Annotated in this window: 24 protein-coding genes; 3 read left to right on the forward strand and 21 right to left on the reverse strand. The window is 63.1% G+C overall.

The features are described 5' to 3' along the window. Positions 1–6: 6 nt before the first annotated feature. Positions 7–411, reverse strand: a complete 405-nt coding sequence (flgC, locus tag ACLSSQ_RS13410; RefSeq protein WP_416242978.1) for a flagellar basal body rod protein FlgC — start codon at positions 409–411, stop codon at positions 7–9. 10 nt (positions 412–421) lie between these two features. Next, complete coding sequence (gene flgB / locus ACLSSQ_RS13415) at positions 422–835, reverse strand: flagellar basal body rod protein FlgB (protein WP_416242979.1); 414 nt, start codon at positions 833–835, stop codon at positions 422–424. A 153-nt stretch (positions 836–988) separates the two neighbouring features. Between flgB and flgA the strand changes: the two genes are divergently transcribed. The 3 genes from flgA to ACLSSQ_RS13430 all read left to right on the forward strand — a co-directional run bounded on the left by flgA (position 989) and on the right by ACLSSQ_RS13430 (position 2,615). Then, positions 989–1,711, forward strand: a complete 723-nt coding sequence (flgA, locus tag ACLSSQ_RS13420; RefSeq protein WP_416242980.1) for a flagellar basal body P-ring formation chaperone FlgA — start codon at positions 989–991, stop codon at positions 1,709–1,711. 112 nt (positions 1,712–1,823) lie between these two features. Beyond that, positions 1,824–2,117, forward strand: coding sequence for a flagellar biosynthesis anti-sigma factor FlgM (flgM, locus tag ACLSSQ_RS13425; RefSeq protein ID WP_416242981.1), 294 nt, complete (start codon positions 1,824–1,826; stop codon positions 2,115–2,117). A gap of 15 nt (positions 2,118–2,132) precedes the next feature. Continuing rightward, complete coding sequence (locus tag ACLSSQ_RS13430) at positions 2,133–2,615, forward strand: flagella synthesis protein FlgN (RefSeq protein WP_416242982.1); 483 nt, start codon at positions 2,133–2,135, stop codon at positions 2,613–2,615. 65 nt (positions 2,616–2,680) lie between these two features. On the opposite strand, the gene motD is transcribed toward ACLSSQ_RS13430, so the two are convergent. The 19 genes from motD to ACLSSQ_RS13525 form a co-directional block, all read right to left on the reverse strand. Next, a complete protein-coding gene (gene motD, locus ACLSSQ_RS13435) occupies positions 2,681–3,541 on the reverse strand; it encodes a flagellar motor protein MotD (protein ID WP_416242983.1) in 861 nt (286 codons plus the stop codon). Between the two features lie 4 nt (positions 3,542–3,545). Next, positions 3,546–4,286 (reverse strand): flagellar motor protein, encoded by a 741-nt coding sequence (locus ACLSSQ_RS13440; protein WP_014236811.1) that lies wholly within the window; start codon positions 4,284–4,286, stop codon positions 3,546–3,548. Continuing rightward, positions 4,279–5,019 carry an RNA polymerase sigma factor FliA gene (locus ACLSSQ_RS13445; RefSeq protein WP_014236810.1) on the reverse strand — a complete coding sequence of 247 codons (741 nt, stop codon included), beginning with the start codon at positions 5,017–5,019 and terminating at the stop codon, positions 4,279–4,281. Before ACLSSQ_RS13445 ends, ACLSSQ_RS13440 begins: the two co-directional genes overlap by 8 nt. A 12-nt stretch (positions 5,020–5,031) precedes the next feature. Next, a complete protein-coding gene (locus ACLSSQ_RS13450; RefSeq protein ID WP_416242984.1) occupies positions 5,032–5,922 on the reverse strand; it encodes a MinD/ParA family ATP-binding protein in 891 nt (296 codons plus the stop codon). Next, positions 5,915–7,294, reverse strand: a complete 1,380-nt coding sequence (gene flhF, locus ACLSSQ_RS13455) for a flagellar biosynthesis protein FlhF (RefSeq protein ID WP_205230979.1) — start codon at positions 7,292–7,294, stop codon at positions 5,915–5,917. Before flhF ends, ACLSSQ_RS13450 begins: the two co-directional genes overlap by 8 nt. Beyond that, positions 7,291–9,372: a flagellar biosynthesis protein FlhA gene (gene flhA / locus ACLSSQ_RS13460; protein ID WP_014236807.1), complete on the reverse strand. Its 2,082-nt coding sequence runs from the start codon at positions 9,370–9,372 to the stop codon at positions 7,291–7,293. The genes flhF and flhA overlap by 4 nt, the downstream gene beginning before the upstream one ends. Then, complete coding sequence (gene flhB, locus ACLSSQ_RS13465; protein WP_014236806.1) at positions 9,365–10,504, reverse strand: flagellar biosynthesis protein FlhB; 1,140 nt, start codon at positions 10,502–10,504, stop codon at positions 9,365–9,367. Before flhB ends, flhA begins: the two co-directional genes overlap by 8 nt. A 178-nt stretch (positions 10,505–10,682) precedes the next feature. After that, positions 10,683–12,572, reverse strand: a complete 1,890-nt coding sequence (locus tag ACLSSQ_RS13470; RefSeq protein WP_416242985.1) for a chemotaxis protein CheA — start codon at positions 12,570–12,572, stop codon at positions 10,683–10,685. A 12-nt stretch (positions 12,573–12,584) separates the two neighbouring features. Beyond that, complete coding sequence (gene cheZ, locus ACLSSQ_RS13475; protein ID WP_416242986.1) at positions 12,585–13,451, reverse strand: protein phosphatase CheZ; 867 nt, start codon at positions 13,449–13,451, stop codon at positions 12,585–12,587. 3 nt (positions 13,452–13,454) lie between these two features. After that, on the reverse strand, positions 13,455–13,847 hold the full coding sequence (gene cheY / locus ACLSSQ_RS13480; RefSeq protein ID WP_014236803.1) for a chemotaxis response regulator CheY: 393 nt from the start codon (positions 13,845–13,847) through the stop codon (positions 13,455–13,457). Positions 13,848–13,865: 18 nt separating this feature from the next. Then, positions 13,866–14,804, reverse strand: coding sequence for a chemotaxis protein (locus ACLSSQ_RS13485; RefSeq protein WP_014236802.1), 939 nt, complete (start codon positions 14,802–14,804; stop codon positions 13,866–13,868). 21 nt (positions 14,805–14,825) lie between these two features. After that, entirely contained in the window at positions 14,826–15,794 is a 969-nt protein-coding gene (locus ACLSSQ_RS13490; RefSeq protein ID WP_014236801.1) for a chemotaxis protein, read from the reverse strand. Between the two features lie 179 nt (positions 15,795–15,973). After that, positions 15,974–17,554 (reverse strand): methyl-accepting chemotaxis protein, encoded by a 1,581-nt coding sequence (locus ACLSSQ_RS13495; RefSeq protein WP_416242987.1) that lies wholly within the window; start codon positions 17,552–17,554, stop codon positions 15,974–15,976. A gap of 161 nt (positions 17,555–17,715) precedes the next feature. Further along, positions 17,716–19,470, reverse strand: a complete 1,755-nt coding sequence (locus ACLSSQ_RS13500) for an ATP-binding SpoIIE family protein phosphatase (protein ID WP_165397535.1) — start codon at positions 19,468–19,470, stop codon at positions 17,716–17,718. Between the two features lie 14 nt (positions 19,471–19,484). Continuing rightward, a complete protein-coding gene (locus ACLSSQ_RS13505; protein ID WP_416242988.1) occupies positions 19,485–19,790 on the reverse strand; it encodes an STAS domain-containing protein in 306 nt (101 codons plus the stop codon). A 68-nt stretch (positions 19,791–19,858) separates the two neighbouring features. Next, entirely contained in the window at positions 19,859–20,884 is a 1,026-nt protein-coding gene (locus ACLSSQ_RS13510) for a protein-glutamate methylesterase/protein-glutamine glutaminase (RefSeq protein WP_152090727.1), read from the reverse strand. Between the two features lie 6 nt (positions 20,885–20,890). Next, positions 20,891–21,538 (reverse strand): chemoreceptor glutamine deamidase CheD, encoded by a 648-nt coding sequence (gene cheD / locus ACLSSQ_RS13515; RefSeq protein WP_130459974.1) that lies wholly within the window; start codon positions 21,536–21,538, stop codon positions 20,891–20,893. Then, a complete protein-coding gene (locus tag ACLSSQ_RS13520; protein WP_014236795.1) occupies positions 21,513–22,391 on the reverse strand; it encodes a CheR family methyltransferase in 879 nt (292 codons plus the stop codon). Before ACLSSQ_RS13520 ends, cheD begins: the two co-directional genes overlap by 26 nt. A 72-nt stretch (positions 22,392–22,463) precedes the next feature. Continuing rightward, positions 22,464–25,331, reverse strand: a complete 2,868-nt coding sequence (locus ACLSSQ_RS13525; RefSeq protein ID WP_014236794.1) for a methyl-accepting chemotaxis protein — start codon at positions 25,329–25,331, stop codon at positions 22,464–22,466. Positions 25,332–25,401 lie beyond the last annotated feature (70 nt).

The following is a 25,401-nucleotide window of genomic DNA, read 5'->3' on the forward strand; positions in this document are numbered from 1 at the left end:
GAACTTTTACTGGCCCATGGCCAAGGTTCGGGTAAGCAAGGTCTTTGCCGTATTCATCACATCCGCATTGCTTTGGTAGGACCGGGAAGCAGAAATCATGTTGACCATCTCCTCCACCGCATCCACGTTGGGCATGGACACATAGCCATCGGCATTGGCTGCAGGATTCTTCGGGTCGTAGATTACCCGGGGGGGGGCAGCACTCTCCACCACCTGCTTGACGCGGACGCCTTGGGCGGATTCGTTGCCCATGGGTACCGCCTCGAACACCACCTGTTTGGCACGGTAGGGCGTGCCGTCGGCGCTGGTGATACTGTCGGCGTTGGCCATGTTCGAGGCAACCGCATTGAGACGCACCGACTGGGCCGTCAAGGCGCTGCCTGCCACATGGAACATGTTGAAAATGCTCATGCTCTACCCCTTAAGCGCCGGTCTGACCCTGGATCGCGGTCAGCATAGTTTTGAACTGCCCTCCGATGAACTGCAGGCTCGCTTCATACTGCAGGGCGTTTTCGGCAAACTTGGCGCGCTCCACATCCATGTCCACCGTGTTGCCATCGGCACTCGGCTGGAATGCCGTGCGATATTGCAGGGAAGCAGGGCCGCTGGAACTGGAGCCGACAATATGGCGGCTCGAAGTCGTGTTCATTTGCAGATCGGACTGGCCTTTTCCTGCCAAGGCATCCTGCAAGGCGGAGCTGAAATCAATATCGCGGGCCTTGAAATTCGGCGTGTCGGAATTGGCGATATTGGCCGCCAGCACTTGCTGCCGGTAGGCCCTCAAACCCAATGCCTGACGATGAAAATTGATGCTCTGATCCAGCTTGCTGACCATGGCGGCCACCCCTAAAAATTTGCAAGGACTTCAATGCAGATTTCGTGCCAAGCCTTTAAGCCACTTGAACGGCAGGATTCCGGCAGAATTCACTTCCACGGTTCGGCAACTTTTGCCGCCCGGTGAAGCCATATACCGCCGGGAGTTGGACTGATGCACAATAGCGCCATGACTGAAATTCGACTTTGCAGAACCATGCGCGCCGTCCTCCTGCTGTTCGTACTGGCCTTTTGGGGGGGTAGCTTTGCCTCGACACAGAACGGCGACGTAGTCACCAATGCCATCGACCAGTTCCTCCGAGCCCAAACCCGGGGCTTGCCTGGCCGGGTGCAGTACACCATCAGCCCCCTGGACACCCGCACCCAGTTGGCCCCTTGTCCAGCGCTCGAGGCATTCCTGCCCCCCGGTTCCAAGATGTGGGGACGAGTTTCCGTCGGAGTGCGCTGCCTGGGAGAAACCGGCTGGACCATTTACGTTCCTGTCCAGATCAGCGTCACCACCAACTATCTGGTCGCCGCCCGGGCCCTGACTCCCGGACAGCCCATCACCATCTCAGAGGTGGTGACCCAAAGCGGCGACCTGGCCAATCTGCCCAACGGCACCCTGACCGACATTCAGCAGGCCCTCGGCAAAACCGTCCGCAATGGTATCGGTGCAGGACAACCCCTACGAGCCGATATGCTGATGGCCCCCTGGGTGGTCCAGCAGGGCCAGACCGTGAAAGTCATATCCAAAGGACCTGGATTCTCCGTCGGCAGTGAAGGCAGAGCCATGAACAACGCCTCCGAGGGCCAGATTGCCCAAGCTCGGCTCAACAACGGACAAACGGTCAGCGGTGTTGCCCGCTCCGGCGGCATTATTGAAATTGGCTATTGAAAACAGGCAAATGAGACCCTGAATTGGTACAATATTTCTGCGGATTCGACCCTCAAGTTTGACGGGCTACCGCCGTTATCTTCAGTAAGATGAAGACCTGAAAGGGTTCGCCGTGAAAATCGATTCTTCCCTGCTCCCGGTTGGCAATGCCGGCCTGGACAACACAAAGCGGACAGCAAAGGCGCAGAACAGCCCCGCATCTTCCAGCACGGAAGAAGTACAGTTGAGCCTGAGCGGTCGTCTGCAGTCCATGGAAAGTCAGGAAGGCAGCCCGGTGGACAGCGCCCGGGTCGCCGCCATCAAGGATGCCATTGCCCAGGGGCGCTTCAGCATCAATGCGGAAGCTATAGCAGACCGGCTGATCAGCTCGGCACAGGAATTGCTTGGAAAGCAGCCCCAATCCTGATGTCGTCCATCGCTGATGAATGCCTCCACACTCTCGCTAGATGCACTGCTGAAAAATGAAAATACCCTGATGGCAGGGTTTGTCACCTTTCTCCTGGAAGAGCAAAATGCTCTGAAAGTTGGTGACACTGCCGCCGTTGAGGCATTGAGCAAGACCAAGATCGGGCTGATTGGCGAGTTGAATGTCGCCGGGGAAAAGCGCAACCGGTTCCTGAGCCACAACGGACTGGGCCCGGACAAGATAGGTGTGGAAGCCTGGATAGCCCTCCACCCCGGGGATCAGGCAGTTCAGCAACAGTGGGGAATTCTGAAGAAGACCGTTGGCGAGGCCAAGGAACTCAATCTTCTTAACGGCCAATTGATCGCCATGCGCATGCAGCACAACCAGCAAGCCTTGAGCGCCCTGCTATCCACATCTGTCACCACCCAGAACAATCTCTACGGTCCTGATGGCCAGCCAACCCAACTTAGCGGCCGGCGTATCATTGACGCTGCCTGATTTTCCGCTTCCGGGCGCCCCTAGCGGCCCCGGACCATCCATATCCTTTTTTTCCTGAACCGCGCCTATCTGGCAGGTACAGCCACACCCGTTGCCGCGGAGGGAACAGCGCCAACGGGCGTGGCCGGCGGCGCCATGGGCGCCTGAGGAGTCGGAGCGACTACGGCAGGTTTTTCCGGCAGCATGGAATCAATCAGGATGCTGACCCGCCGGTTCCGGGCCCGCCCTTCCACCGTCTCATTCATCTCGACCGGCCGGGTTTCGCCGTAACCGATGGCTGTCAGATGGGTAGGAGCGACTCCGGCATCGACAAACAACCGCAGCACCGTGGTGGCCCGCACCGCTGACAACTCCCAGTTAGACGGGAATTGGGCGGTGCGGATGGGGATGTTGTCGGTATGTCCTTCGATGGTGATGGGGAAATCGGTCGGCGCCAGTACCTCACCGACCGCCCGCATGGCCCGGATGGAGGTCTGTTCCAGCTGGGCCTGACCTGGGGCGAAGAGAATGCTGTCGTTGATTTCGATAGTGACGCCACGGGCCGTTTCCAGCACCCTGACCTTGCCCTGCTGCACCAGGGGCGCCAGGACGGCAAAAATGTCCTTGGCCACATTGCGCATCTTGTCCCGTTGCTGCTGTTTGGCCTCGACGACCTTGGGATCCTCCTTCACCACGATCTGCTTGACCACACTGTCCGGCGTCCGCTTGGGCACGACCGTGATGGCGCCTCCATCGACGATGGAGGGATTCTTGAAGGCAGTGATCAGGGAATCCGATAGCACCCGGTACTTGCCCTCGTTCACCGACGAAATGGCGTACATCACCACGAAGAAGGCAAACAGCAGGGTAATGAAGTCGGCGTAGGAAACGAGCCAGCGCTCCAGATTCTCATGCTCGTCCGCGTGCTTTTTATTGCGGCGCCCCATGGGATCAGCTCACGTAACCCTGGAGGCGGCTCTCGATGATGCGCGGGTTGTCGCCGTTGGCGATGCCGACCAGGCCATCCACCAGCATTTCCCGCAGGGTCACCAGGCGGGCGATATGAGCCTTCAGTTTGGTGGACATGGGAATCAGCACCAGGTTGGCCATGCCGACGCCGTAAATGGTGGCCACGAAGGCGACGGCGATACCGGCCCCCAACTTGGAGGGATCGGACAGATTCTCCATCACGTGGATCAGACCCATCACCGCGCCGATAATGCCGATGGTCGGAGAGAAGCCGCCGGCGGATTCCCAGAACTTGGCACCGGCCTTCAGCTCCTCTTCATAGGTGCCGATTTCCACCTCCAGCACCTCCCGCAGACGTTCCGGCTCCGCACCATCCACCAGCAGTTGCAGCCCTTTCTGGATAAACGGGTCGCGCAACTGGGCGATGAACCCCTCCAGGGCCAGCAGGCCCTCGCGGCGGGAGACATGGCTCCAGTCGGAAATGCTGTTGATCATCCAGGCGTGATTGACCGCCGGCGGCACCCACACCCACTTGAGCATCTTGAAAGCCCGGACCACGGTGGATACGGGACTCTGCAGCAGGACGGCACCGAAGGTCCCCCCCAGCACGATCATGGCGGCGGTGGGCTGCAGCAGGGAGCCGAGGTGCCCCCCTTCGAGAATCTGACCCCCGATGATGGCGCCAAGCCCCAGGAGCAAACCGATAATGCTTATGCTATCCATGGCGTTTTTTCTTCTTTCCTGAAGTCTCACCCAGAACCTTGGCCCGCAAGCGGGCGATGGCCTGACTATGCAGCTGACAGACGCGGGACTCGGTCACTCCCATGACTTCGCCGATTTCCCGCAGATTGAGGTCCTGCTCATAGTAGAGGGCCATCATCAATTTTTCCCGTTCCGGCAGCTCGCCGATGGAAGCCACCAGGGTCTGACGCAGGCTCTGCTCCTCGAGCAGGCGCAGGGGATCGGCATCGTGATCCGTCAGGTGGCGCTCCAGGAAGCCTTCCTCGCCCTCTTCGGTGAAGTCTTCGAAGTAGAGCAGTTGATGGCCCCGGGCTTCGCCCAGCATTTTCTGGTAATCGGCCAGGGACATGTCCATGGCTTCGGCCAACTCTTTTTCCGTCGGCACGCGACCGTGCTCCTGTTCGAGTTGGGTGATGGCTTGTTCGATGCGGCGCAGGTCCCGGCGCAATCCCCGGGGCAGCCAGTCGTTTTCCCGCAGGCCATCCAGCATGGCCCCCCGGATGCGCTGCGCCGCGTAGGTCTCGAACTGGGCGCCGTGCCCGGTCTCGAACCGGTTCATGGCATCCAGCAGACCGATCATCCCGTTCTGCACCAAATCCTCCACCTGCACACTGGACGGCAGGCGTGCCATCAGGTGGTAAGCGATGCGCTTGACGAGAGGAGCGAAGCGCTGGACGAGCTGTTCCTTGTCGAGCTGACCAGCGGCGTTATACATATGTCGGTTGGGCTATCCGGCGTGGATAGGGCTCGGCGTAATGCGTTGGCTCAAGTGTAGCAGTTGTTGCACGAATTGTTCGAGTCCGCCCCCTTCCCTACCCGACTGGGGCCAGTGCAGCATGTCGGCCGCCAGGCCGCGCAGGCTGCGGGCCGCCGGGCTATCCGGGAACGCCGTGACCACGGGCTGGGCGAGTCGGGACGACTGGCGCAGGGCATCGTCCAGGGGGATGCAGCCGCTGTAGTCCAGGCTGACGTGCAGGCGCTGACTGGCAACCTGGGCAATGTTGTCGAAAATCGCTTCCGCATCGGCGGCGGCCTTTACCTTGTTCACCAGGATGCGGAAGTCGCGCCGGGCGTAGCCGGTGCTCATTTTCTTGATCAGGGCATAGGCCTCGGTGATGGCGGAGCCGGTGGCAGAGAGCACGATCACCGTTTCCTGGGCTGCCAGGCCAAGGGGCGAGAAACCCAGGGGATGATCCACCGCCGTATCCACCAGGATGACGTCGGCCGGATGCTCCATCTCCGCCAGGCCTTCCACCAGGGCCTGCTTCTGGGCCAGGGAAAAACGGGAAAGTTTCTTCACCGCCCGGGCCGCCGGCAGCAGGCGCACGCCGGCACCAGCGGCGAGCAGCACCTCTTCCAGGGGCTTTTCCCGGTTCACCACGTGCACCAGGTCATAACGGGCCGGCACGCCGAACAGGGCGGCCTGGTTATCGGCGCCGGTATTCTCGTCCAGGATCAGGACTTCCTTGCCCTGGCGCGCCAGAGCGGTCGCCAGATTGGCCACGGCCACGCTTTTGCCGACGCCTTCGCAGCCGGCGGCAAAACTCACCACCCGCAGTTGCTCGCGCCCGAACAGGCGGCGCAAGCCGGCCGCCTGGTCACCCCGGAATTCAGCCACGACGGCCTCCATAGGTGCCGGTCAGGCCCGCATTGGCCATCATCAGGGCCGGCTCGACGCCGGCATAGCGATGGGGAGAGGTTTCCGGCAGATCCTTGAAGGCCCGGTGCAGCAGATAGGCCCGGTTAGGCAGGTGCAGATCTTCAGGCACGCGCTGGCCGTTGGAGACGTAGTGCAGCTTGAGGCCGTGGCGCATGATGGCATCCAGGGGCGTCGCCAGGCTGGCAGCTTCGTCCACCTTGGTCAGGATGCAGCCGGCCAGGTCTTCGCCCTGGTAGGCGGAAATCACATCATCCAAAGTATCGCCGCGGCTGGTGGCCGACAGGCAGAGCAGGCGGCGCACGTCGCCGTTGGCGCCCATCAGCATGGAAATCTGCTCGGCCACCAGGCGGTCCTTCTGGCTCATGCCCATGGTGTCGATCAGCACCATGTGCTTGTGGGACAGTTCTTCCAGGGTATTGCGCAGATCGCCCACGTCCCGCACCAGATGCACGGAAACGCCGAGGATGCGGCCATAGATACGCAACTGCTCGTGAGCGCCGATCCGGTAGCCGTCGGTGGTGACCAGAGCCAGCTTGTCGGCACCGTGGCGCACCACGCAACGGGCGGCCAGCTTGGCGGTGGTGGTGGTCTTGCCGACCCCGGTGGGACCCACCAGGGCGTACACGCCGCCCCGGTCGATGATGTCGTTGTCGTTGCCGATGGTCAGCAGGGAACGGTCGGCGGCACCCTTGATCCAGGCCTGGGCCTGGGATGCATCCAGTTCGGAAGGCAGTTCGGCCAGCAGTTCGCGGGAAAACTGGGGGGAGAAACCGGCATCCAGCATCTGGCGCAGCATGTCCGTCTTCACCGGCTCCATGCGGGCAGTCTCGCCCCAGGCGAAACCGGCCATGTGCTGCTCGACGATTTTGCGCAGGGCGCGGATCTCTTCCATCATGACCGCAGCCGGGATTTCCTCTTCCTCGCGCACCGTGCGGGTAGCGCCGGAGCGGGCGGCCATCTCGGGACGGGGCGCCGGACGCTGAGCCGGGCGGGCGACGGCCGGGATGGGGCCACTGGCGGGGTTCGCAGCGGCACCACGCTGGGAAGGCTGCATTTCTGCGGCTCGGGGAGCAGGGGCAGGCCGGGCCGGTGCCGCAGCTGGTGCAGGGCGGGAGGCGCTGGAGAGGCTGACCTTGTAGTCCTCCACCGCCACCTCGTCCCGGGAGGGACCGGGCACGATCATGGCCATGTCGCGGGAAGCGACCGCCATGATTTCCACGCCGCCGGGAACGCCCCGGTTGGAGAGGATGATGGCGTCGGGACCCAAGGTCTCTTTGACCTTACGCAGGGCTTCCCGGGCATTTACGGCGATGAATTTTTTGACGTTCATGATCTACCCCCGATGAGCGAGGTGACTTTGATGATTTTGGATTCGGGAACTTCACTGTGGGCGATCACCTTGAGCTGGCTCACGGTGCGCCGCAGGAAGCGGGAAAGAAGGGTACGGATGCTGGCCGGCACCAGCAGCACCGCGGGCAGGCCCAGTTCTTCCTGACGCTGGGCGGCGGCGGCGGTCTCGCGCATCAGGGTATCGGCCAGGCCGGGCTCCAGGCTGCCTTCGCCGGAACCGGCAACGGCCTGGACCAGGATGCGTTCCAGTTGGGGGTCCAGGGACATCACCTGCATGTCGGCGGTGCCGGGATAGAGTTGCTGGATGATGCTGCGGCCCAGGGCAACGCGCACGGTGGAGGTCAGGGCCTCCGGATCGGCATTGCGGGGCGCGTGGTCGGCCAGGGTTTCGATGATGGTGCGCATGTCGCGGATATGCACGCCCTCTTCCAGCAAATTCTGCAGCACCTTTTGCAGCGTTCCCAGGGGAATGACCTTGGGCACCAGATCCTCGGCCAGCTTGGGCATTTCCTTGGCCAGATGGTCCAGCAGCTGCTGGGTTTCCTGGCGCCCCAGGAGTTCGGCGGCATGGGACAGGATCAGGTGGTTGAGGTGAGTGGCGACCACGGTGGAGGCATCCACCACGGTGTAGCCGTAGGACTGGGCCTGTTCCCGCAGGCTGGCGTCGATCCAGACAGCCGGCAGACCGAAGGCCGGATCCTTGGTCGGGGTTCCGGACACGGTACCGGCCACGCGGCCGGGATTGATGGCCAGGAACTGGCCGGGGAAGGCTTCGCCGCCGCCGACCTCGACCCCCTTCAGCTGGATGCGATAGGCGTTGGGACGCAGTTCCAGGTTGTCCCGGATGTGCACCGGCGGCACCAGGAAGCCCACTTCCTGGGCAAATTTCTTGCGGATGCCACGAATGCGCCGCAGCAGTTCCCCATCCTGGGACTTGTCCACCACCGGGATCAGACGGTAGCCCACTTCCAGGCCCAGCACGTCCAGCGGCGCCACGTCGTTCCAGCTGGCTTCCATGTTCTCGGGCGCCGGCGGCGCCTGCACCGGCACCGGCGCAGTCTTGACCAGCTCGGCCCGCTTGGAAAGCAGGTAACCCAAGCCACCCAACATGGCGGCAAGGAGGATGAAAACAAAGTTGGGCATACCCGGAATCAGGCCCATGATTCCGAGAATGGCGGCGGTAATCCACATCACCCGGGGATTGGCGAACATCTGGCCAAGGAACTGGCTGCTGATGTCCTGGTCATCCCCCACCCGGGTCACCACCATACCGGCAGCGATGGAAATGATCAGCGCCGGAATCTGGGCCACCAGGCCGTCGCCGATGGTCAGCAGGGTGTAGTTCTTGGCCGCTACCCCCACGTCCATGTTGTGCTGCAGGACGCCGACGATGAGGCCGCCGATGACGTTGATCAGCATGATGATGATGCCGGCCATGGCATCGCCGCGCACGAACTTGGAGGCACCGTCCATGGAACCGTAGAAATCGGCTTCGCTGGCCACCTCAGCCCGGCGGCGGCGCGCCTCGTCCTCGGCGATGAGACCGGCGTTGAGGTCGGCGTCGATGGCCATCTGCTTGCCGGGCATGGCGTCCAGGGTGAAGCGGGCTGCCACTTCGGCTACCCGGCCAGCACCCTTGGTGATGACCATGAAGTTGATGATCACCAGAATCAGGAAAACGACGATACCCACCGCCGTATTGCCGCCCACCAGGAAGTGGCCGAAGGCTTCAATCACCTTGCCGGCGGCGTCCGGCCCCGTATGGCCCTGCAGCAGAACCACCCGGGTGGAGGCCACGTTGAGGGACAGACGCAACAGGGTGGTCACCAGCAGGATGGTGGGGAAGACGGAGAAGTCCAGGGGCTTGAGCGTGTAGATTGCCACCAGCAGGACGATGATGGAAAGGGCGATGTTGAAGGTGAAGAAGAGGTCCAGGGCAAAGGCCGGGAGGGGCAGGACCATCATCGCCAGGATCATCAGGATCAGGACGGGTGCCGCCAGCTGGCGCGGATTGAGGCGCCCGAACAGGCCTTGCAGGGACATGGCGTTACTAGCCATTGGCAGCCTCCACCATCATGTCCTGGGGAATGGGAAGATCCCGGGGCGGCACCGGATAGCTGCCGCCGACTTCCCGATAACGGTTCAATTGATAGACGTAGGCCAGCACTTCGGCGACCGCGTTGTACAGGGCGCCGGGAATCTCATCCTCAAGCTCGGCGAAGCGGTACAGCGTACGAGCCAGGGGCGGCGCTTCCAGGAGGGGCACGCCATGCTCTGCACCGATCTCCCGGATGCGCAAGGCCACGGCATCCACGCCCTTGGCCACCACTTTGGGCGCCCGCATGCCTGCGGTGTAAGCCAAAGCAACAGCAAAGTGGGTCGGGTTGGTGACGATGACGTCGGCCTTGGGCACCGCGCTCATCATGCGACGCTGGGCAGCCTCGCGCTGCAGGCGGCGGATGCGTCCCTTGACCTCGGGACTACCTTCCATTTCCTTGTGTTCCTGCTTGACCTCTTCCTTGGTCATCTTCAGCTTGTCGTAGTACTGCCACAGCTGGAAGGGCACGTCGGCGGCAACGATGAGGAACATGGCCGCCACAATCAGGAGAAAACTCCAGGAAATCATGTCGCCAGCCATAGCCAGACCGGCATCCAGGGGCAGGGAGAGCAACTGGAAGAGCTGGTCCTGCTCACGCCAGATAACCCATACCGCCACGCCGCCGATGAGACCGGCCTTGGCCACGGCCTTGACCATCTCGACCAGCCCGTTCCACGAGAAAACGCGCTTGATGCCGTTCAGCGGATTGAGACGGGTCAGATCGGGGGTAAAAGCTTTGGGGGCGAAATTCCAGGCATTCAGGAGAAAGGGGGATGCCAGCGCTGCCAGCACCAATGCCAGGATCAGGGGCCAAAAAGCAACCACGGCGTCCCAGGACAAGGCTGAAAAACGGGTCAGGGCATATTCGGGATCATCCACGGCTCGCCTGTCCCACACCAGCCCTTTGCGGAACACCAGGGAAAGACGCTGCACGAACCAGCCGCCGAGGAACCATACCGTGCCGGCGGAAACGATCAGGACGAGAAAAGAGCCCAGCTCCCGGGAATGGGGAACCTGACCCTGCTCCCGGGCCTGCTCTATGCGCCTGCCTGTTGGCGCTTCTGTTTTCTCGAGATCGCTATCTTCCGCCATGACCGGCATCCATATGGATTACGGCCATTATAGGAAAAAATCAAAAAAATTAAAGAGGTAAGCGATTTATTTTGTGAACAGTCTCAAAATTTTGCCGCTCCTCGGCAACTTTTGCCGCCCTGTAAACGACACCGGGGAGGCCAAGCCTCCCCGGTAGTACGTTGACTGCTAAGGGTTTTCAGGCGAATTCCAGCGCCCGCGCGCCGCCGCCCGGCCCCAGATCCAGATGCTGACCCAGATCCGAGAGCAGCTCCTTCATATCCAGGATCAAAACGATCTGGCCATTGGACAGGGTGGTAACACCGGCCACGCCACGGGGACGGAAGTCGTCGAGGGACTTGATCACGGCATCGTCCCGGCCGGCGAAGCTGTCCACCGACAGGATGAAGCTGCGCTCCGCCGTCTGCATCAGCACCCCATACTCGGGATCTCGATCCTGGGGCCAGCCCAGCAGGCGGGCCAGGGAAATGACCGGCAGGATTTCGCCGCGCACCACCAGGGTCTCCTTGCCGCCAACTTCCTGCAGCTTGTCCTTCTCGATGGGCAGGATTTCCCGGACCATGGACAGGGGCAGTGCAAAAGGCTGATCGCCGAGCAGCACCAGCAGCACCGGCAGAATGGCCAAGGTCAGGGGTAGGGAAATGATGAAAACGGAGCCCTTGCCCGGCTCGGAACGGATCTCGATGGCACCGTTGAGCTTCTGGATGTTGGTCTTGACCACGTCCATGCCCACACCGCGGCCGGACACGTCGGAAATCTGGGATTTGGTGGAGAAGCCGGGCAGGAAGATCAGGTTCAGGCTCTGGCGTTCGTCCAGGGTATTGGCTTCCTCTTCGGAAATCAGCCCCTTCTCGATGGCCTTGGCCCGGATGCGCTCGGCGCTCATGCCGCGGCCGTCGTCGGCCACGATCAGGACGATGTGGTCACCTTCCTGGCGCGCTTCCAGGCGCACCACGGATTTCACCGGCTTGCCGGCCGCCGAACGTTCGTTGGACGGCTCCACGCCGTGGTCCACCGCATTGCGGATCAAGTGGATCAGGGGATCTGCCAGATCCTCGATCATGGTCTTGTCCACTTCGGTTTCTTCACCGGCCAGCACCAGCTCCACATCCTTGCCCAGCTGCCGCGCCAGATCGCGGGCAATCCGGGGATATTTCTGGAACAGGCGGCCGATCGGCTGCATGCGGGTCTTCATGACCGAGTTCTGCAGGTCGGACACCAGCAGATCCAGCTGGCTGACGGCCTGATCCAGGGCATGCAGGGTTTCGGCGTCGGTCTTGCCGGCCAGGATATCGGCCCGCAGGCTGGTCAGCCGGTTCTTGGTCAGACCGATCTCGCCGGACAGGTTGAGCACCTGGTCGAGACGGGCCGTATCGACACGAATGGTGTTTTCCCGTACCGCGGCACGCTCTTCGACGCGGCGCCCCACCGGCGCGCCGCCGGCCCCCGGCTTGTCGTTGACGCGACGGCCGGAAGGCGGGAAATGGGGTTGCACCGGGGCTTCCGCCACCACCACTTCGGCAGCAGCAGGAACCACGGCCGCAGGTGCGGCAGGCGCCACACCGGTCACTGCCGCATGCAAGGCCTGCCAGTCGGGCTCACCGGACTGGGCCGCCGGGGCAGCAGCAGGCACCGCCACCGGCTCGGCAGCGACGGCTGCCGGAGCGTGGGCTTCCCCACCTTCCAGCACATGCCGCAGGGCATCCAGCATATCGTCTGGAGCAGGACGGGGCTGCACGCCGCCGGAAAGCTCGCCGAACATGTCGCGCACCCCCTTGGTGGCGGCCATGATGATATCCATGAGCTCAGGCGAGAGCTGCATTTCCCCATTGCGCAGGCGGTCGAACAGGTTCTCCGTCAGGTGGCACAGAGTCACCAGCTCGGTTGCATTGAGGAAGCCGGCACCACCCTTGATGGTGTGGAAGCCGCGGAAAATGTCGTTCAACAAGCCCCGGTCGTCTGGCGCCTTCTCCAGATCCACCAGTTTATTGTCCACATCGGACAGAAGGTCGTTGGCCTCCTGCAGGAAATCCTGCAGCAGGTCTTCCATTCCGGCGAAGTCGCTCATGGCGCTACTCCCTTAGAAGCCGAGGCTATCCAGCAGGTCGTCGACCTGCTGCTGGTTCACCACCACATCGGTACGGCCTTCACTGCTGATGACAGGACCGTTGAGGAGGCTGTTTACGTTTTCGTTGCGACGTGCGTCGGGAATCACATCCACCAGCACCTGCACCAGTTGGTTTTCCAGGTCCTGGGCCAGCACCACCACCTTCTTGATGACCTGGCCGGTCAGATCCTGGAAGTCCTGGGCCATCATGATTTCCAGCAACTGGTCGTTGGTGGCGGCCGCCTTCTGGGGTGCCGTGTCCCGGAGGAAGGCACGGGTTTCCGCCGCCAGCTGCTTGAATTCTTCCACCGACAGCTGGTTGGCGTACAGCTTGTCCCAGCGAGCCCCCAGGGCGCGGGAGGAAATTTCAAGCTCATCCTGCAGCGGCTTGGCAATATCGGTTGCGTTGAGCACCCGGCACGCCGCCTGTTCGGTCAGGTTGGCAACGTAGGCCAGGCGATCGGTGGCATCGGGAATGGCATGGACCGTCTTTTCCAGGAGCTTGTCGTAGCCCAGCTCATGCAAGGTGTCGTGCAGCTGCCGGGCCATGTGGCCGATCCGTTTGAAGACCCGGTCCCGTTCGTCGCCCGTCGCCTCGCCCTCACCATCCTCGGCGGCAGGAATGACTTCAACGGCAGGCTCGGCGACCGGTGCCACGGTGGCGGCAACGCTGTCAAACAGCGCCTGCAGGTCGTCGCTGTCATTGGTAGCAGCGGGGGCCGCCGCAGCGGCAGGGGCTGCCGGGGCAGGAGCGGCAGCCGGCTCGGGACGAGCCGAGGCAATGCTGTCGAAGAGGGCTTCCAGATCGGCGCTATCGCCGCTGAGATTGGCATCGCTCATGACTCAAGCCCCCATTTTTTCGAAAATCTTTTGCAGCTTTTCAGCCAGCACCGCAGCAGTGAAGGGCTTGACGATATAGCCGCTGGCGCCGGCCTGGGCCGCGGCGATGATGTTTTCCTTCTTGGCTTCCGCCGTGATCATCAGCACCGGCAGATGCTTGAGATTGGGCGTCGCGCGAATGGTCTGCAACAGGGTCAGGCCATCCATGTTCGGCATGTTCCAGTCGGAAACCACGAAGTCGAAGCCCCCCCCTTGCAGCTTCTGCAGTGCGATGGCCCCATCCTCGGCCTCATCGACGTTGGTGAATCCCAGTTCCTTGAGCAGGTTGCGGACGATGCGCCGCATGGTGGAAAAATCATCCACCACCAGGAATTTCATCTTTGGATCAGCAGACATGCTTCACTCCGTTAATTCTTATCGTTCGAGCAGGGGACGCAAGGTATCGGCCAGCACTTCGGCGTCGAACTTGGCCACATAGGAGTCCACCCCTACGGCCTTGCCCATCGCCCGGTTGGCTTCTGAAGACAAAGAGGAATGCATGACCACAGGCACGCCTTCGAAACGTGCATCCCCCTTGATGTTTTTGGTCAGGACATAGCCGTCCATTTCCGGCATTTCCGCATCCACCAGGATCAGGCGGATTTCGTCGCGCAGGCTCTTGCCCATCTGCTGGGCATGGGCGGCAATGGCCTGCAGTCGGGTCCAGGCCTCCATGCCATTGGTGGCATGCTTGTGCTTGACGCCAAGTTTGTCGAGCACTTCGGAAATCTTCTTGCGGGCCACGATGGAGTCATCCACGAAGAAGATGCTCACCTCTTCTTCGACGCGGGCCGGAGCGATGTCGATGATGATGGCCTCGCCGAAGGCATTGGCCAGAATCTGCTCCACGTCGAGGATGGACACCAGATGCCCGCCCTCCAGCTCGATGACGGCGGTGATCAGCCCCTGGTTGGCGGCCAGCACGGTTTCAGGTGCCTTCACCCGCTCCCAGTCCACACGGATGATGCGATCCACCTCATGCACCAGGAAACCCAGGGTGCGCTTGGAATACTCGGCCACCATCATGGTCTTGCCCAGACCGGCGGGCGGGTTGTCCAGCTCCAGGAAGGAGGCCAGGGACAGCACCGGGATCACGTTGCCGCGCAGGGAAATCAGGCCTTCCACCCCCCGGGGCATGTTCGGGGTCTTGGTGATATGGGGCGTGCGACCGACTTCCCGCACCTTGAACACGTTGATGCCGAAAGTCTCCCGGGTTCCCAGGGAGAACAGCAGGATTTCCATCTTGTTGGAACCCGCCAGACGGGTGCGCGCATCCACGCTTTCCAGGAGGTTCTTCTTTTCCGACATATCCATGATGGTCAGCTCCGGGCAGTATCAGGCTTCAACGGTGGCGGGAAGGGTAGCCCCCAGGCGCCGCGCCAGGGTCTCGGAAAGCTTCTGGGGCTCGAACTTGGGCACATATTCATCCACCCCGACCGATTGGCCCAGCTTCTGGTTGGACATGCCGGACAGAGAGGAATGCATGATCACGGGCACACCGGCAAAGCGCGGATCGCTCTTCACCTTCTTGGTCAGGATGTAGCCATCCATTTCCGGCATTTCGATGTCGGTCAGCACCAGGCTCACCATTTCATTGACCGGACGCCCCAGGGAAACGGCATAGGCGGCCATTTTCTCCAGTTCTTCCCAGGCCTGGCGGCCGTTGATGGCAGCCACGTACTTGACGTTCATGGCCTGCAGGGTACGTTCGATCTGCTTGCGCGCCACCACCGAGTCGTCGGCAAAAAACACCGTACATTCGGGCTTGTCGATGGGGACGATGCTGCGGTACATGAACTCGTCGTCGTACTTGGTGGTTTCGGACAGGACCTTTTCCACGTCCATCATCATCACCAGACGGCCATCGGCCAGTTCCGTCACGGCGGTCACCAGGCCGCCCATCTGGGCCACCAGCATCTCCGGCGGCACCCGCATCATGCCCCAGTCGAGGCGCAGGATGGTATCCACCGCCTCCACCAGGAATCCCTGGGTGTGGCCGTTGTACTCGGTGACGATCATGATGTCCCGCGGCGTGTCGGTCTGGACCCCGGCGTATTTGGCCAGATCCACCACCGGCACCAGAGCGCCGCGCAGGCTGACCATGCCTTCGACTGCGGCCGGCATGTCCGGCGCCGCCGTGATGGGCGGCGTGCGCATCACCTCGCGGACCTTGAAAACGTTGATACCGAAGGTTTCCCGCCGGCCATTGCGCGAATCGGTGCCCAAGGTAAACAGCAGGATTTCCAGCTTATTGGTGCCGGCAAGTTTAGTGCGGGCGTCGATACTTTTGAGCAGTTCAGACATGACCACTACCCCTCGAATGCGGGAACGATTGTTCTTAGAGATTCTAATTGCAATGGGCCAACAATCTACCTAGGTCGTTTCCCAGGGAAACCCATCACTTTTAACGACAATATACCTATAACCTTAAGAATACATGCAAAACCATGGGAGCGGAAAGGTAGAAAGCCACAGGAAGCCCATCAGGACTCCGTCCGGTAGCCAATCCGGACACCTCCCCAATGCTTGCCCTTGATGTAAACGGGGGCGGAAATGTCGTGCATGATTTCCCCCGTGTCGCGCCGGTAGGTCTGCAGCAGGAAAGGCTGTTCATGGGAACCGCAGCGCCGCCCGACCGGGTCGTCAAACACCCGCTTGGTGCGGTTGTTGATGAAATCCACTTTTTCATCACCGGTCAGGGGCTTGGAAAAGCGCTTGTTATGGGTCGGCACGTAACCCTTGCGATTGGTGGAAATGGCATAAACCACATGGGGATGCCGTTCCAGCAGCGGCTCCTGCAACTTTGGCAGCAACTGGTCGCACAGGGCGTCGAAGCGGGTGGAAAACTTCTGGGGCCGGGTTCCGGCGATGGGGGAGTAGTTTTCGTCGAACAGGTCCGCCAGGGAAATCTTGCCGGAATCGATGGCCTGCTCCAGCAGCTGGCCGACGCTGCCGGCCAGTTCCTGCACCATGGACGGCATGCTGGCGTGGACCGCCACGGACTCCTCGCCGGCGCTGCCCAGGCGAAAGACGTTGCCGATTTCCTTCAGATTCGTCGCCAGGTATTCCAGCTGACGGGCTTCCTGCAAGGTGAGCTCGGCGGCGGTACTGTTCGACTGGGCCATTTCCATGATCTGGGCCACATGGGAGGCGATGTCCTGACCGGCCTGGCTCTGTTGTTCGATGGCCCCGGCGATGGCATCCACCTTTTCCATGGTCTCCTGGGCGCCGCCATTGATGCGGGTGAGGGAGTCTGCCGCCTGGCGGGCAAGATCGGCGCCGCTCTGGGCCTGACCGGTACCGGCCTCGATGCTGGTGATGGCGGTGGCGGTTTCCTCCTGGATGGAACCGATGACGCTGCTGATCTCGCCCGTCGCCAGGGAAGTCCGCTCGGCCAGCTTGCGCACTTCGTCGGCCACCACGGCAAAACCGCGCCCCGCCTCGCCGGCCCGGGCCGCCTCGATGGCCGCATTGAGGGCCAGGAGGTTGGTCTGGTCGGCGATTTCCCGGATGGTCTGGACGATCCCGGAAATCGCCTTGGAGCGGTCACCCAGGGCTCGCACCACCTCGGCGGAATGGGTCACCGACTCGGCGATCTTCTCCATTTCCCGGGAGGCATCATTGACGATGCCCACCCCCTCGCCGGACAACTCGCTGGCAAACTGGGCAATGGACGAGGTCTCGTGGGCCCGCTGGCTGACCTCGTGCATATTGCTCGACAGCACATCCACGGCTGCTGCGGTGGCCTGGGCGGCGTCATGCTGCTGGGTGGAGCCGGCAGCGACCCGGTTGGCCTCCTCCAGAACCTGGCGGGAGGCCTTGGCCACCTCGACGGCATTGAAGATCACCTTGCCGATGATGGTATGGATGCTGGCCACCAGGCGATTGAAGGAGGCGGAAGTCTCGGCCACGTCGCCCTTGCCGGCCACCGGCACCCGTTTGGTCAGGTCGCCGTCGGCATACATGGTTTCGATCCCCTGACGCAGCACCCGCATGGGGCGCAGGAACAGGGCATCCATCACCGCCCCCAGCGCCAGGGACGTTCCCAGGGCCAGCAGCAGCATGGTCCCCGCCGCCGCCCAACCACCGCCGAGAGCCCCCCAACTCCACGCCCCCGATCCGAGAGCTGCCAGCATCACCACCAGGGCGATCGCCCGCCATGTCCAAACGGCACTCATCTTGTCTCCATCCCCTGGTTTTCCCAGTGTCTATAAGTATCTTCGGCTTACTGTCGGTCCCCGGCGTAGCCAAAGTCGGTCATATCATAATACGCGATGACCTCGTTACCCGGTGCGCAATAGTGCAGGGCGCTGCACAGGGAATGGACCAGGCGGATGCCCCGGCCATGGGGAACCTTGCCGCTACATTCGCTTTCCAGACTGGCCATGAAGGCGGCGTGATCGAAGCCGGGGCCGGAATCCCGCACCCGCATCACCAGCTCCGTGCGGCCACCGCGATGCTGCTGGGTCACTTCGAGGTCCACCGTGCCGTCGCGCAAGGCGGCCAGACGACGCCCCCGCTCCTCCAGGTAGCGCTCAAATCCCTGGCTCTGGGCCTTGAGGCCAGAATCCAGGCCGAGCACCCCATGATCCAGGGCGTTGTTGTACAGCTCGGAGAGGATGAGGAAGATGTGGCTGCCATGGTCCTTGTCCCGATTGAACTGGCTCAACACCCCCATCAGGGTCGGCACCGGGTCCAGGTTGCGGATATCGTCGGCGGAGAGGGACATGGTGACCTGCCAGGAACCGGAGTGGCGCAGCACCCGAGGAGTTCCGCCACCGATGCGGGGGCTGCGGGCCGTCTGGTGGTAGCAATGCACCAGCATCAGGGACAGGTCGTCCTGGGCGCCGCGACCGGCCAGATGGGCATCCAGGGCGCCCACCACGCCGGCCAGGCGTTCTTCCCGTTCCTGGCTGAGCAGGGCATTGAGCAGGCGCTCCCGGCCGAAGGGCGTACCGCTGCCGTTTTCCGCCTCCACCACACCGTCCGAGTAGATCACCAGCTGCTTCGGCTCCTCGATGAAATGCACCTCGGTGGAGGCATCGAAGTCCTCGTCGGCGAGGATGCCCAGGGGCAGATGGGCCTTGGCAAAAGTGATGCTGGACAGCAACCCCTGGCTGTTCACCAGGAACGGCGGAGGATTGCCCCCATTCCACACCTGGATGGAACCGCTGGCCGAATCCACGGCGGCCAGGGTGGCGGCGACGAAACGCCCCACGGGCAGCAGTTCGGCCACCTTGCGGTTCATCTCCCGGGCGATGGCATCGATGCCGAAACCCTTTTCGGTCATGCGGTAGAAGGGCTGGGTCACCGGCATCACCGCCAGGGAAGCGGCCAGACCGTGGCCGGTGGCATCGGCCAGAAGAACATGCAGGATGCCTCCAGGGGTACGGGCGGCGGCGATGAGATCGCCGCTGTAGGTTTCCGCCGGCCGCATCCAGTGGCTGACGGCCAGATCCCCCAGCAATTCGGCATTGACCAGGCGATGCATCAGGTGCAGGGCGACGCTCTTCTCCTCCTCCACCTGGTCCCGATAGCGCTGCAGCAGCCGCTCCCGGGCCTGGGCCTCACGCTGCAGGTGCAGGCGCTGCTGGAAGACGCCCAGCTTGGCTTGCAGCACCGGGCGGCTGATGGGCTTGTGGATGAAGTCGTCGGCACCGGCCTGGTAGGCCTCCACCAGGGAGCTTTCGCTCTGGGTGCCGCTCATGAAGAGTACCGGCAGCCAGTGGGGGTGCTCCCGGGACTTGAGCTGGCGTGTCAGTTCGCAACCGCACATGCCCGGCAGGGAAATGTCCGTCACCACCAGATCGGGACGGAAGCTGGCGTACAGGGCCAGGGCCTCCTCGCCGCTGCGGGCGACGCTGACCCGGTGGCCGAAACGTTCCAGCTCGAGCTGGGTCAGTTCGGCATCGAGGGGATCATCCTCCACCAGGAGGATGGCGAGCGCAGGAACAGCAATGGGGCCGGCTACCGCTTTCATGGCCCCGAACGGCATCAGGAGATTTTGAACAACTTGCCGAAGTTGGCGATATCCAGCACCTGCCGCACGTTGCCCTGACAGTTGGCCAGGGAGACGACCTTGTTTTCCAGGGCCACCTTGTCGCGCAGCAGGAGCAGCATGCCCAGGGCCGAACTATCCAGATAATCGACGCCGCCCAGATCGACCACGAATTCCTTCAGGTCGCCACGGCCGAGAAGGTTCTCGTAGGCAGCGCGGAATTCCCGGTGGGAATTGAAATCGAAGCGGCCGGAAAGCTTTACCACGGCCCGGCCATTGTCCTGCTCAACACTGGTATGCATACCACTCCCTTATCAATTATTCGTGTCTTGGCACTGCGGCCTATTATCTATGGAGCCGCAAGCGGCGGCTAGCGCCCCAGGCCGGCCAGCACCCGGCGCGACATTTCGTCGAGGCTGACCACCTCGTCCACCGCACCGATCTGGGCGGCTTCCCGGGGCATGCCGTAGACCACGCAGCTGGCCTCGTCCTGGCCGTAGGTGCGGGCTCCGGCCTGATGCATGGCCAGCAGGCCCTGGGCGCCATCCTTGCCCATGCCGGTGAGGATCACCCCGAGGGCGTTGCGCCCCACCAGCTGGGCGGCAGAGTGGAACAGCACATCGACCGCCGGCCGGTGCCGGTTCACGGGCGGGGTCTGCAGCAGTTCGGTCACCAGACCAGAGGCGGTCTTGCGCACCTGCAGGTGGGAATGGCCGGGGGCGATATAGACGGTTCCGGCCTCCACCTTTTCATTGCCCTTGGATTCAATGACCCGGGGGGCGCACAGGCTGTCGAGGCGCTTGGCGAAGGAGGCGGTGAAGGTCTCGGGCATATGCTGCACCACCAGGATGGGCGGGCAATCGGCCGGCATGCCCAGCAGGAAATGCTTGAGGGCCTCGGTGCCGCCGGTGGAGGCGCCGACGAAAATGATCTTGTTGGTGGCCACGCCCCGGGGCACGGAGGGTACGGGCTGGGCTGCGGCCGGCGGCTTGCGCAGGCGCGCCCCCTTGGCCGCCCGGATCTTCTCCGCCAGTTCCTGGGCGTAGTCGTCCAGGGAATGGCCGGGCTCCACCCGGGGCTTGCCGATGAATTCGACGGCGCCCAGTTCCAGGGCCTTGAGGGTGGTATCGGAACCGGCCTCGGTATAGGAGGAGACCATCACCACCGGCATGGGCCGCAGGCGCATCAGGCGCTCGAGGAACTCCAGGCCGTCCATTTTCGGCATGGCCACGTCCAGCGTCAGCACGTCCGGATTGACGGTCTTGATCATCTCCCGGGCCGTCGGCGCGTCGGGAGCGGCTCCCACGACCTCCAGGTCGGGCTGGGAATTGATGAATTCGGTGAGCAGCTTGCGCATCACCGCCGAATCGTCGATTACGAGTACACGGATAGGCATGGCGGGTCAGGTAAAGAGTTCGATGTCCCCTTCCACCTTCGCTTGGCCCAGACGGGACTGGTATTCCTTTTCGCGGGTGAACAGGGTGTCGTTGTGGACCCGGTGCAGTTTCTTCACCAGGACCTTGCCGGTCTGGGGAAAGTAATAGACCTTCCGGGGATAGGAATCGAGCAGGTCCTTGGCAACCACGGGTATTTTTTCGGTCTTCAGGAAATTCAGCACGAACTCCGCATTGCGGGCGCCGACCTGGGTGGACGCCAGGCTGGAAAGGACCGCCCCGCCACCGAAGACCTTGGCCTCGAGGCGGCCGCGACGGGCGCCCAGCTTGAGCAGATGGTTGATCAGCACTTCCATGGCGTAGGTGCCGTAGCGGGCCGAGGTGCTGACCATGCCCTCGCCGCCCGCTTCGGGCAGCATGAAATGGTTCATGCCGCCGATCCCGGAATCGCCGTCGCGGATACAGGCGGCGACGCAGGAGCCGAGCACGGTCACCAGCAGCATGTCGTCCCGGGCCACGAAATATTCGCCGGGCAGGATCTTGGCCGCCGGCCGCTCGAAGCTCCGGTCGAAATAGCGATTGGTCGCCAGGTGCTCCACATACTCGGCACCGCCGGCGGCCGCAGCCAGGTCATCCCGGCTTTCGCGCCAGCTCATAGACCGTCTTTCCGAGGGAACGGAACAAGTCCGCAGCATGCAGGAAGCTCTCGGAATGGCCGGCGAACATCAGGCCCTCCGGGTTCAGCATGGGCGCAAAACGGGAAAGAATCTTGTACTGGGTCGGCTTGTCGAAATAGATCATGACGTTGCGACAGAAGATCACATCCAGGGGGCCGCGCACGGACCAGCTGGGGTCCAGCAGGTTGAGGCGCTGGAAGGTGATCATACGGCGCAGTTCCGGCCGCACGCAGACGTAGCCCTCCTGGTTGCCGGTGCCCTTGAGGAAGAAGCGCTTGACCTGCTCCGGGGACATTTTCTCCACCCGGTCGGCAGCATAGACGCCCTTGTCGGCCGTGGCCAGGACGTTGGTATCCAGATCGGAGGCGATGATGGAAACATTGCTCGCCGCGTTGCCCAGGGCCTCCTGCACGGTCATGGCGATGGAATAGGGTTCCTCGCCGGTGGAGGCGGCACAGCACCAGATCTTCAGGGGCCGCTTGCCGGCGTGCTTCTTCAGGTAATCGGCCAGGATGGGGAAATGGTGGGGTTCCCGGAAGAAGGAGGTGAGATTGGTCGTCAGGGAATTGACGAACTTCTCCCACTCCTGGGAATCGCTGTTCTTTTCCAGCCGGTCCAGATAGTCGCTGAAGGACTTGATGCCGGTGGCACGCAGGCGGCGGGCCAGGCGGGAATAAACCATGTCCTGCTTGACCGGCGACAGGGAGATGCCCGCATGCTTGTAGATGAGCTTGCGGACCCGCTCGAAATCGGCGCTGGTGAAGACGAATTCCCGGGTGGCCGGGGCTGCCGCCGGCGGCAGGTTGAACAGGGGGCGCTTGGCATCGGTCATGGCTGACACTTCCTTGCTCGGAGAAGCTCCCGGCAACAAGGGCCGGGAGCGGGCTGGGCGGATGGAAAGGGCTTAGAACTCTTCCCACTCGTCATCGAGGGAGGCCGGCAGATTGACGGGCTTGCCGCCGAACTTGGGCGACGGCACCCGCACTTCCTGCTGCAGATGGGGAATGGCGGCCTGCGCCTGCCCCATGGCCGGGCTCGGGCCGGCGTGGCGGCCTGCCGGCGCCTCGTGGCCGAGGCGGAACACGGAAACCGCCTCCATCAGGCCGTGGGCCTGCTCCTCCAGGCTTTCGGCGGCAGCAGCAGCCTCTTCCACCAGGGCGGCGTTCTGCTGGGTGACTTCGTCCATCTGGCTCACCGCCAGGCCCACCTGCTCGATGCCGGCGCTCTGCTCCCGGCTGGCCTCGGCGATATCGGCCATGATCTTGGCGACGCGCTTGATGGAGGTCACCACCTCTTCCATGGTGCGGCCGGCGGAATCCACCAGGCGCGAGCCGTTCTCCACCTTCTCCACGGAATCGGAGATGAGGGCCTTGATTTCCTTGGCGGCGGCGGCGCTGCGCTGGGCCAGGTTGCGCACCTCGGTGGCCACCACGGCAAAGCCGCGGCCCTGCTCGCCGGCCCGGGCCGCTTCGACGGCCGCGTTGAGGGCCAGGATGTTGGTCTGGAAGGCGATGCCGTCGATGACGCCGATGATGTCGGCGATCTTGCTGGAGGAGTGGTGGATGGCGCCCATGGTCTGCACCACCTGTTCCACCACCTCGCCGCCCTTCACTGCCACCTGCTGGGCGCCGCTGGCCAGCTCGTTGGCGGTACGGGCATTGTCCGCATTCTGCTTCACCGTGCTGGTCAGCTGCTCCATGGAGGAGGCGGTCTCTTCCAGGCTGGAGGCCTGCTCCTCGGTGCGGGAGGAGAGGTCGGTGTTGCCGGAGGCGATTTCCTGGGCCGCCGTGTTGATGGCCTCGGTGGCGCCCTTGATGCGCTCGACGATTTCCTTGAGCTGCTCGACGGTGCTGTTGGCGTCGTTCTTCAGCTGGCCGAAGGTGCCGGCATAGTCGGCCTCGATGCGGCTGGTAAGGTCGCCCTGGGACATGGCGTTGAGCATGCGGGCCACGTCGTCCAGGCCCTTCTGGCTGGTTTCCAGAAGACGGTTGATACCCTCGGAAAGCTGGCGGAAGAAGCCGTCCTTGCCCTCCAGCACCAGGCGCCGGGTGAAGTCGCCGTTGGCGGCACCGTTCACGATGTCGGCCACCTCGGCCTCCACCGCCACTTCGGCGGTCCGGTCCAGCCATTCCACGGCGGAGCCGAGGCGGATGCCGCGCTCGTTCACCACCGGGGTCACGGTCAGGGAGAAGGTGCGGCCGCCCAGGTGCACGGTGGCGCGGTGGGAGCCGCTGAGGCGCGACAGCAGCCCGCGCTGGTGGGCCGGGTTCTTGTGGAAGACGTCGATGTTGGAACCGAGCAGGGTGGCGGCGCGGAAGTCGGGCAGGTCGCGGCGGATGTCGTCCTCCACTCGGCGGAACATGTCTTCCACCGCCTTGTTCATGTAGATGATGTTGTGCTGGTCGTCCGCCACCATGACGTTGGTGGCCACGTTGTCCAGGCCGATCTTGATGCGCAGGTTCTCGTTGGCGATGCGCTGGGCCTCGGCCACATCGAAGCCCAGCTTGATCTGCATGGCCTGAATGCCCTGCAGCAAGCGACCCATCTCGTCGTTGCGGGTGATGTCCACCTGGTGGTTGTAGCGGCCCTGGCTGACGGCGCCGAAGGCGGCCTGGGCATCGGCCAGGGAGCGCAGGATGCCGCCGGAAAGGCGCCAGGCGATGAAGGTCAGCAGCACGATGACCAGCACGATGGCGCCGACGATGGTGCCGGTGGTGGTGGCCTTCAGGTCATCGGCAGCCTGGGCGTCCTTGCGCGCCTGGTCGGCGTGGTACTGGTAGAGGGCGTCGGTCTTGGCGGAAACCTCGTCGTAGAGCGGATTGATCTTCTCCGAGAGGATGCGCTGGGCTTCGGCGAAATGGCCTTCATTGAGGGCGTCCCGGGCCGGGTTGATGCCCTCGTCCACATAACGCTTGCGGGCGATGAAGTAGGCTTCGGCCAGGGCCTTGTGCTCGTCGCTGCGGATGCTCTGCTGGTAGCGCTGCCAGATGGCCGTCAGCTCTTCCCGGTTCTTGGCGATGATGTCGGTGTGGGCCGTCACCGGATGCTCGTGGCTGGCCGCATTGCTGGTGCCCGGCTCATGTTGCAGGCCGAGCAGCACCTGGGCCCGGTTGTCCGCCACCAGCTTGCCGATGCGGGCCAGGCCCTGGACCGGCTGCAGGCGGTCGGTGAAGGCCCGCTCCAGGCTCTCGTTGGTGTTGTTCAGGGCATACAGGCCCAGCACGCCGACCACCACGGCAAACAGGACTGCCAGGCCGAAACCCAGGCCCAGACGGGTGGCCAGGGACAGGCTGGCAAAACGGTCGCCCAGGCTGGGACCGCCGCGCACCACCTTGCCGCAGAGGATGCGCAGGGAGCCGGCCCGGTTCTCGCGGAACAGGCGGTAGGCATTTTCCGCCGCTTCCACCTGATCCCGGGAGGGCTTGCGGCGCACCGACATGTAGCCGACCACCTGGTCGTTTTCCCGGATCGGCGTGGCATTGGCCTCGACCCAGTAGTGGTCCCCGTTCTTGCAGCGGTTCTTCACCAGGCCGGTCCACGGCCGTCCCGCCTTGAGGTGGGTCCACATGTCCGCATAGGCTTCGGACGGCATATCCGGGTGGCGCACGATGTTGTGGGGCTCGCCGATCAGCTCGGCCTCGGTGAAGCCGCTGATCTCGATGAAATCCCGGTTGATGTAGGTGATCTGACCCTTGAGATCGGTCTTGGAGACGATCAGGGTGTCATCCCGCAGGGGCACTTCCACATTGGTGACCGGCAGATTGGTGCGCATGTTGGTCTCTCCGTCTGTTCCGGCCACCGCTTCCGGCGGCCAAGCAATTTTCTCTGTCTGGGTGCCTGTC

Origin of the sequence: Azospira sp. APE16, assembly GCF_047901315.1 — a bacterium.
GTDB classification, from domain to species: Bacteria; Pseudomonadota; Gammaproteobacteria; order Burkholderiales; family Rhodocyclaceae; genus Azospira; species Azospira oryzae.

What these genes read in the sequence shown, in the direction of transcription:
- ACLSSQ_RS13500 (WP_165397535.1), bottom strand. Translation starts at nt 19,470, where the DNA reads ATGAAAGCGGTAGCCGGCCCCATTGCTGTTCCTGCGCTCGCCATCCTC.
- flgA (WP_416242980.1), top strand. Translation starts at nt 989, where the DNA reads ATGCACAATAGCGCCATGACTGAAATTCGACTTTGCAGAACCATGCGC.
- ACLSSQ_RS13495 (WP_416242987.1), bottom strand. Translation starts at nt 17,554, where the DNA reads ATGCTGCTGCTGGCCCTGGGAACGTCCCTGGCGCTGGGGGCGGTGATG.
- ACLSSQ_RS13510 (WP_152090727.1), bottom strand. Translation starts at nt 20,884, where the DNA reads ATGCCTATCCGTGTACTCGTAATCGACGATTCGGCGGTGATGCGCAAG.
- ACLSSQ_RS13525 (WP_014236794.1), bottom strand. Translation starts at nt 25,331, where the DNA reads ATGCGCACCAATCTGCCGGTCACCAATGTGGAAGTGCCCCTGCGGGAT.
- ACLSSQ_RS13505 (WP_416242988.1), bottom strand. Translation starts at nt 19,790, where the DNA reads ATGCATACCAGTGTTGAGCAGGACAATGGCCGGGCCGTGGTAAAGCTT.
- cheD (WP_130459974.1), bottom strand. Translation starts at nt 21,538, where the DNA reads ATGAGCTGGCGCGAAAGCCGGGATGACCTGGCTGCGGCCGCCGGCGGT.
- flhF (WP_205230979.1), bottom strand. Translation starts at nt 7,294, where the DNA reads ATGAACGTCAAAAAATTCATCGCCGTAAATGCCCGGGAAGCCCTGCGT.
- ACLSSQ_RS13485 (WP_014236802.1), bottom strand. Translation starts at nt 14,804, where the DNA reads ATGGATATGTCGGAAAAGAAGAACCTCCTGGAAAGCGTGGATGCGCGC.
- flhA (WP_014236807.1), bottom strand. Translation starts at nt 9,372, where the DNA reads ATGGCTAGTAACGCCATGTCCCTGCAAGGCCTGTTCGGGCGCCTCAAT.
- flgB (WP_416242979.1), bottom strand. Translation starts at nt 835, where the DNA reads ATGGTCAGCAAGCTGGATCAGAGCATCAATTTTCATCGTCAGGCATTG.
- flgC (WP_416242978.1), bottom strand. Translation starts at nt 411, where the DNA reads ATGAGCATTTTCAACATGTTCCATGTGGCAGGCAGCGCCTTGACGGCC.
- cheY (WP_014236803.1), bottom strand. Translation starts at nt 13,847, where the DNA reads ATGTCTGCTGATCCAAAGATGAAATTCCTGGTGGTGGATGATTTTTCC.
- ACLSSQ_RS13490 (WP_014236801.1), bottom strand. Translation starts at nt 15,794, where the DNA reads ATGTCTGAACTGCTCAAAAGTATCGACGCCCGCACTAAACTTGCCGGC.
- ACLSSQ_RS13470 (WP_416242985.1), bottom strand. Translation starts at nt 12,572, where the DNA reads ATGAGCGACTTCGCCGGAATGGAAGACCTGCTGCAGGATTTCCTGCAG.
- ACLSSQ_RS13445 (WP_014236810.1), bottom strand. Translation starts at nt 5,019, where the DNA reads ATGTATAACGCCGCTGGTCAGCTCGACAAGGAACAGCTCGTCCAGCGC.
- flhB (WP_014236806.1), bottom strand. Translation starts at nt 10,504, where the DNA reads ATGGCGGAAGATAGCGATCTCGAGAAAACAGAAGCGCCAACAGGCAGG.
- ACLSSQ_RS13430 (WP_416242982.1), top strand. Translation starts at nt 2,133, where the DNA reads ATGAATGCCTCCACACTCTCGCTAGATGCACTGCTGAAAAATGAAAAT.
- cheZ (WP_416242986.1), bottom strand. Translation starts at nt 13,451, where the DNA reads ATGAGCGATGCCAATCTCAGCGGCGATAGCGCCGATCTGGAAGCCCTC.
- ACLSSQ_RS13440 (WP_014236811.1), bottom strand. Translation starts at nt 4,286, where the DNA reads ATGGATAGCATAAGCATTATCGGTTTGCTCCTGGGGCTTGGCGCCATC.
- motD (WP_416242983.1), bottom strand. Translation starts at nt 3,541, where the DNA reads ATGGGGCGCCGCAATAAAAAGCACGCGGACGAGCATGAGAATCTGGAG.
- ACLSSQ_RS13520 (WP_014236795.1), bottom strand. Translation starts at nt 22,391, where the DNA reads ATGACCGATGCCAAGCGCCCCCTGTTCAACCTGCCGCCGGCGGCAGCC.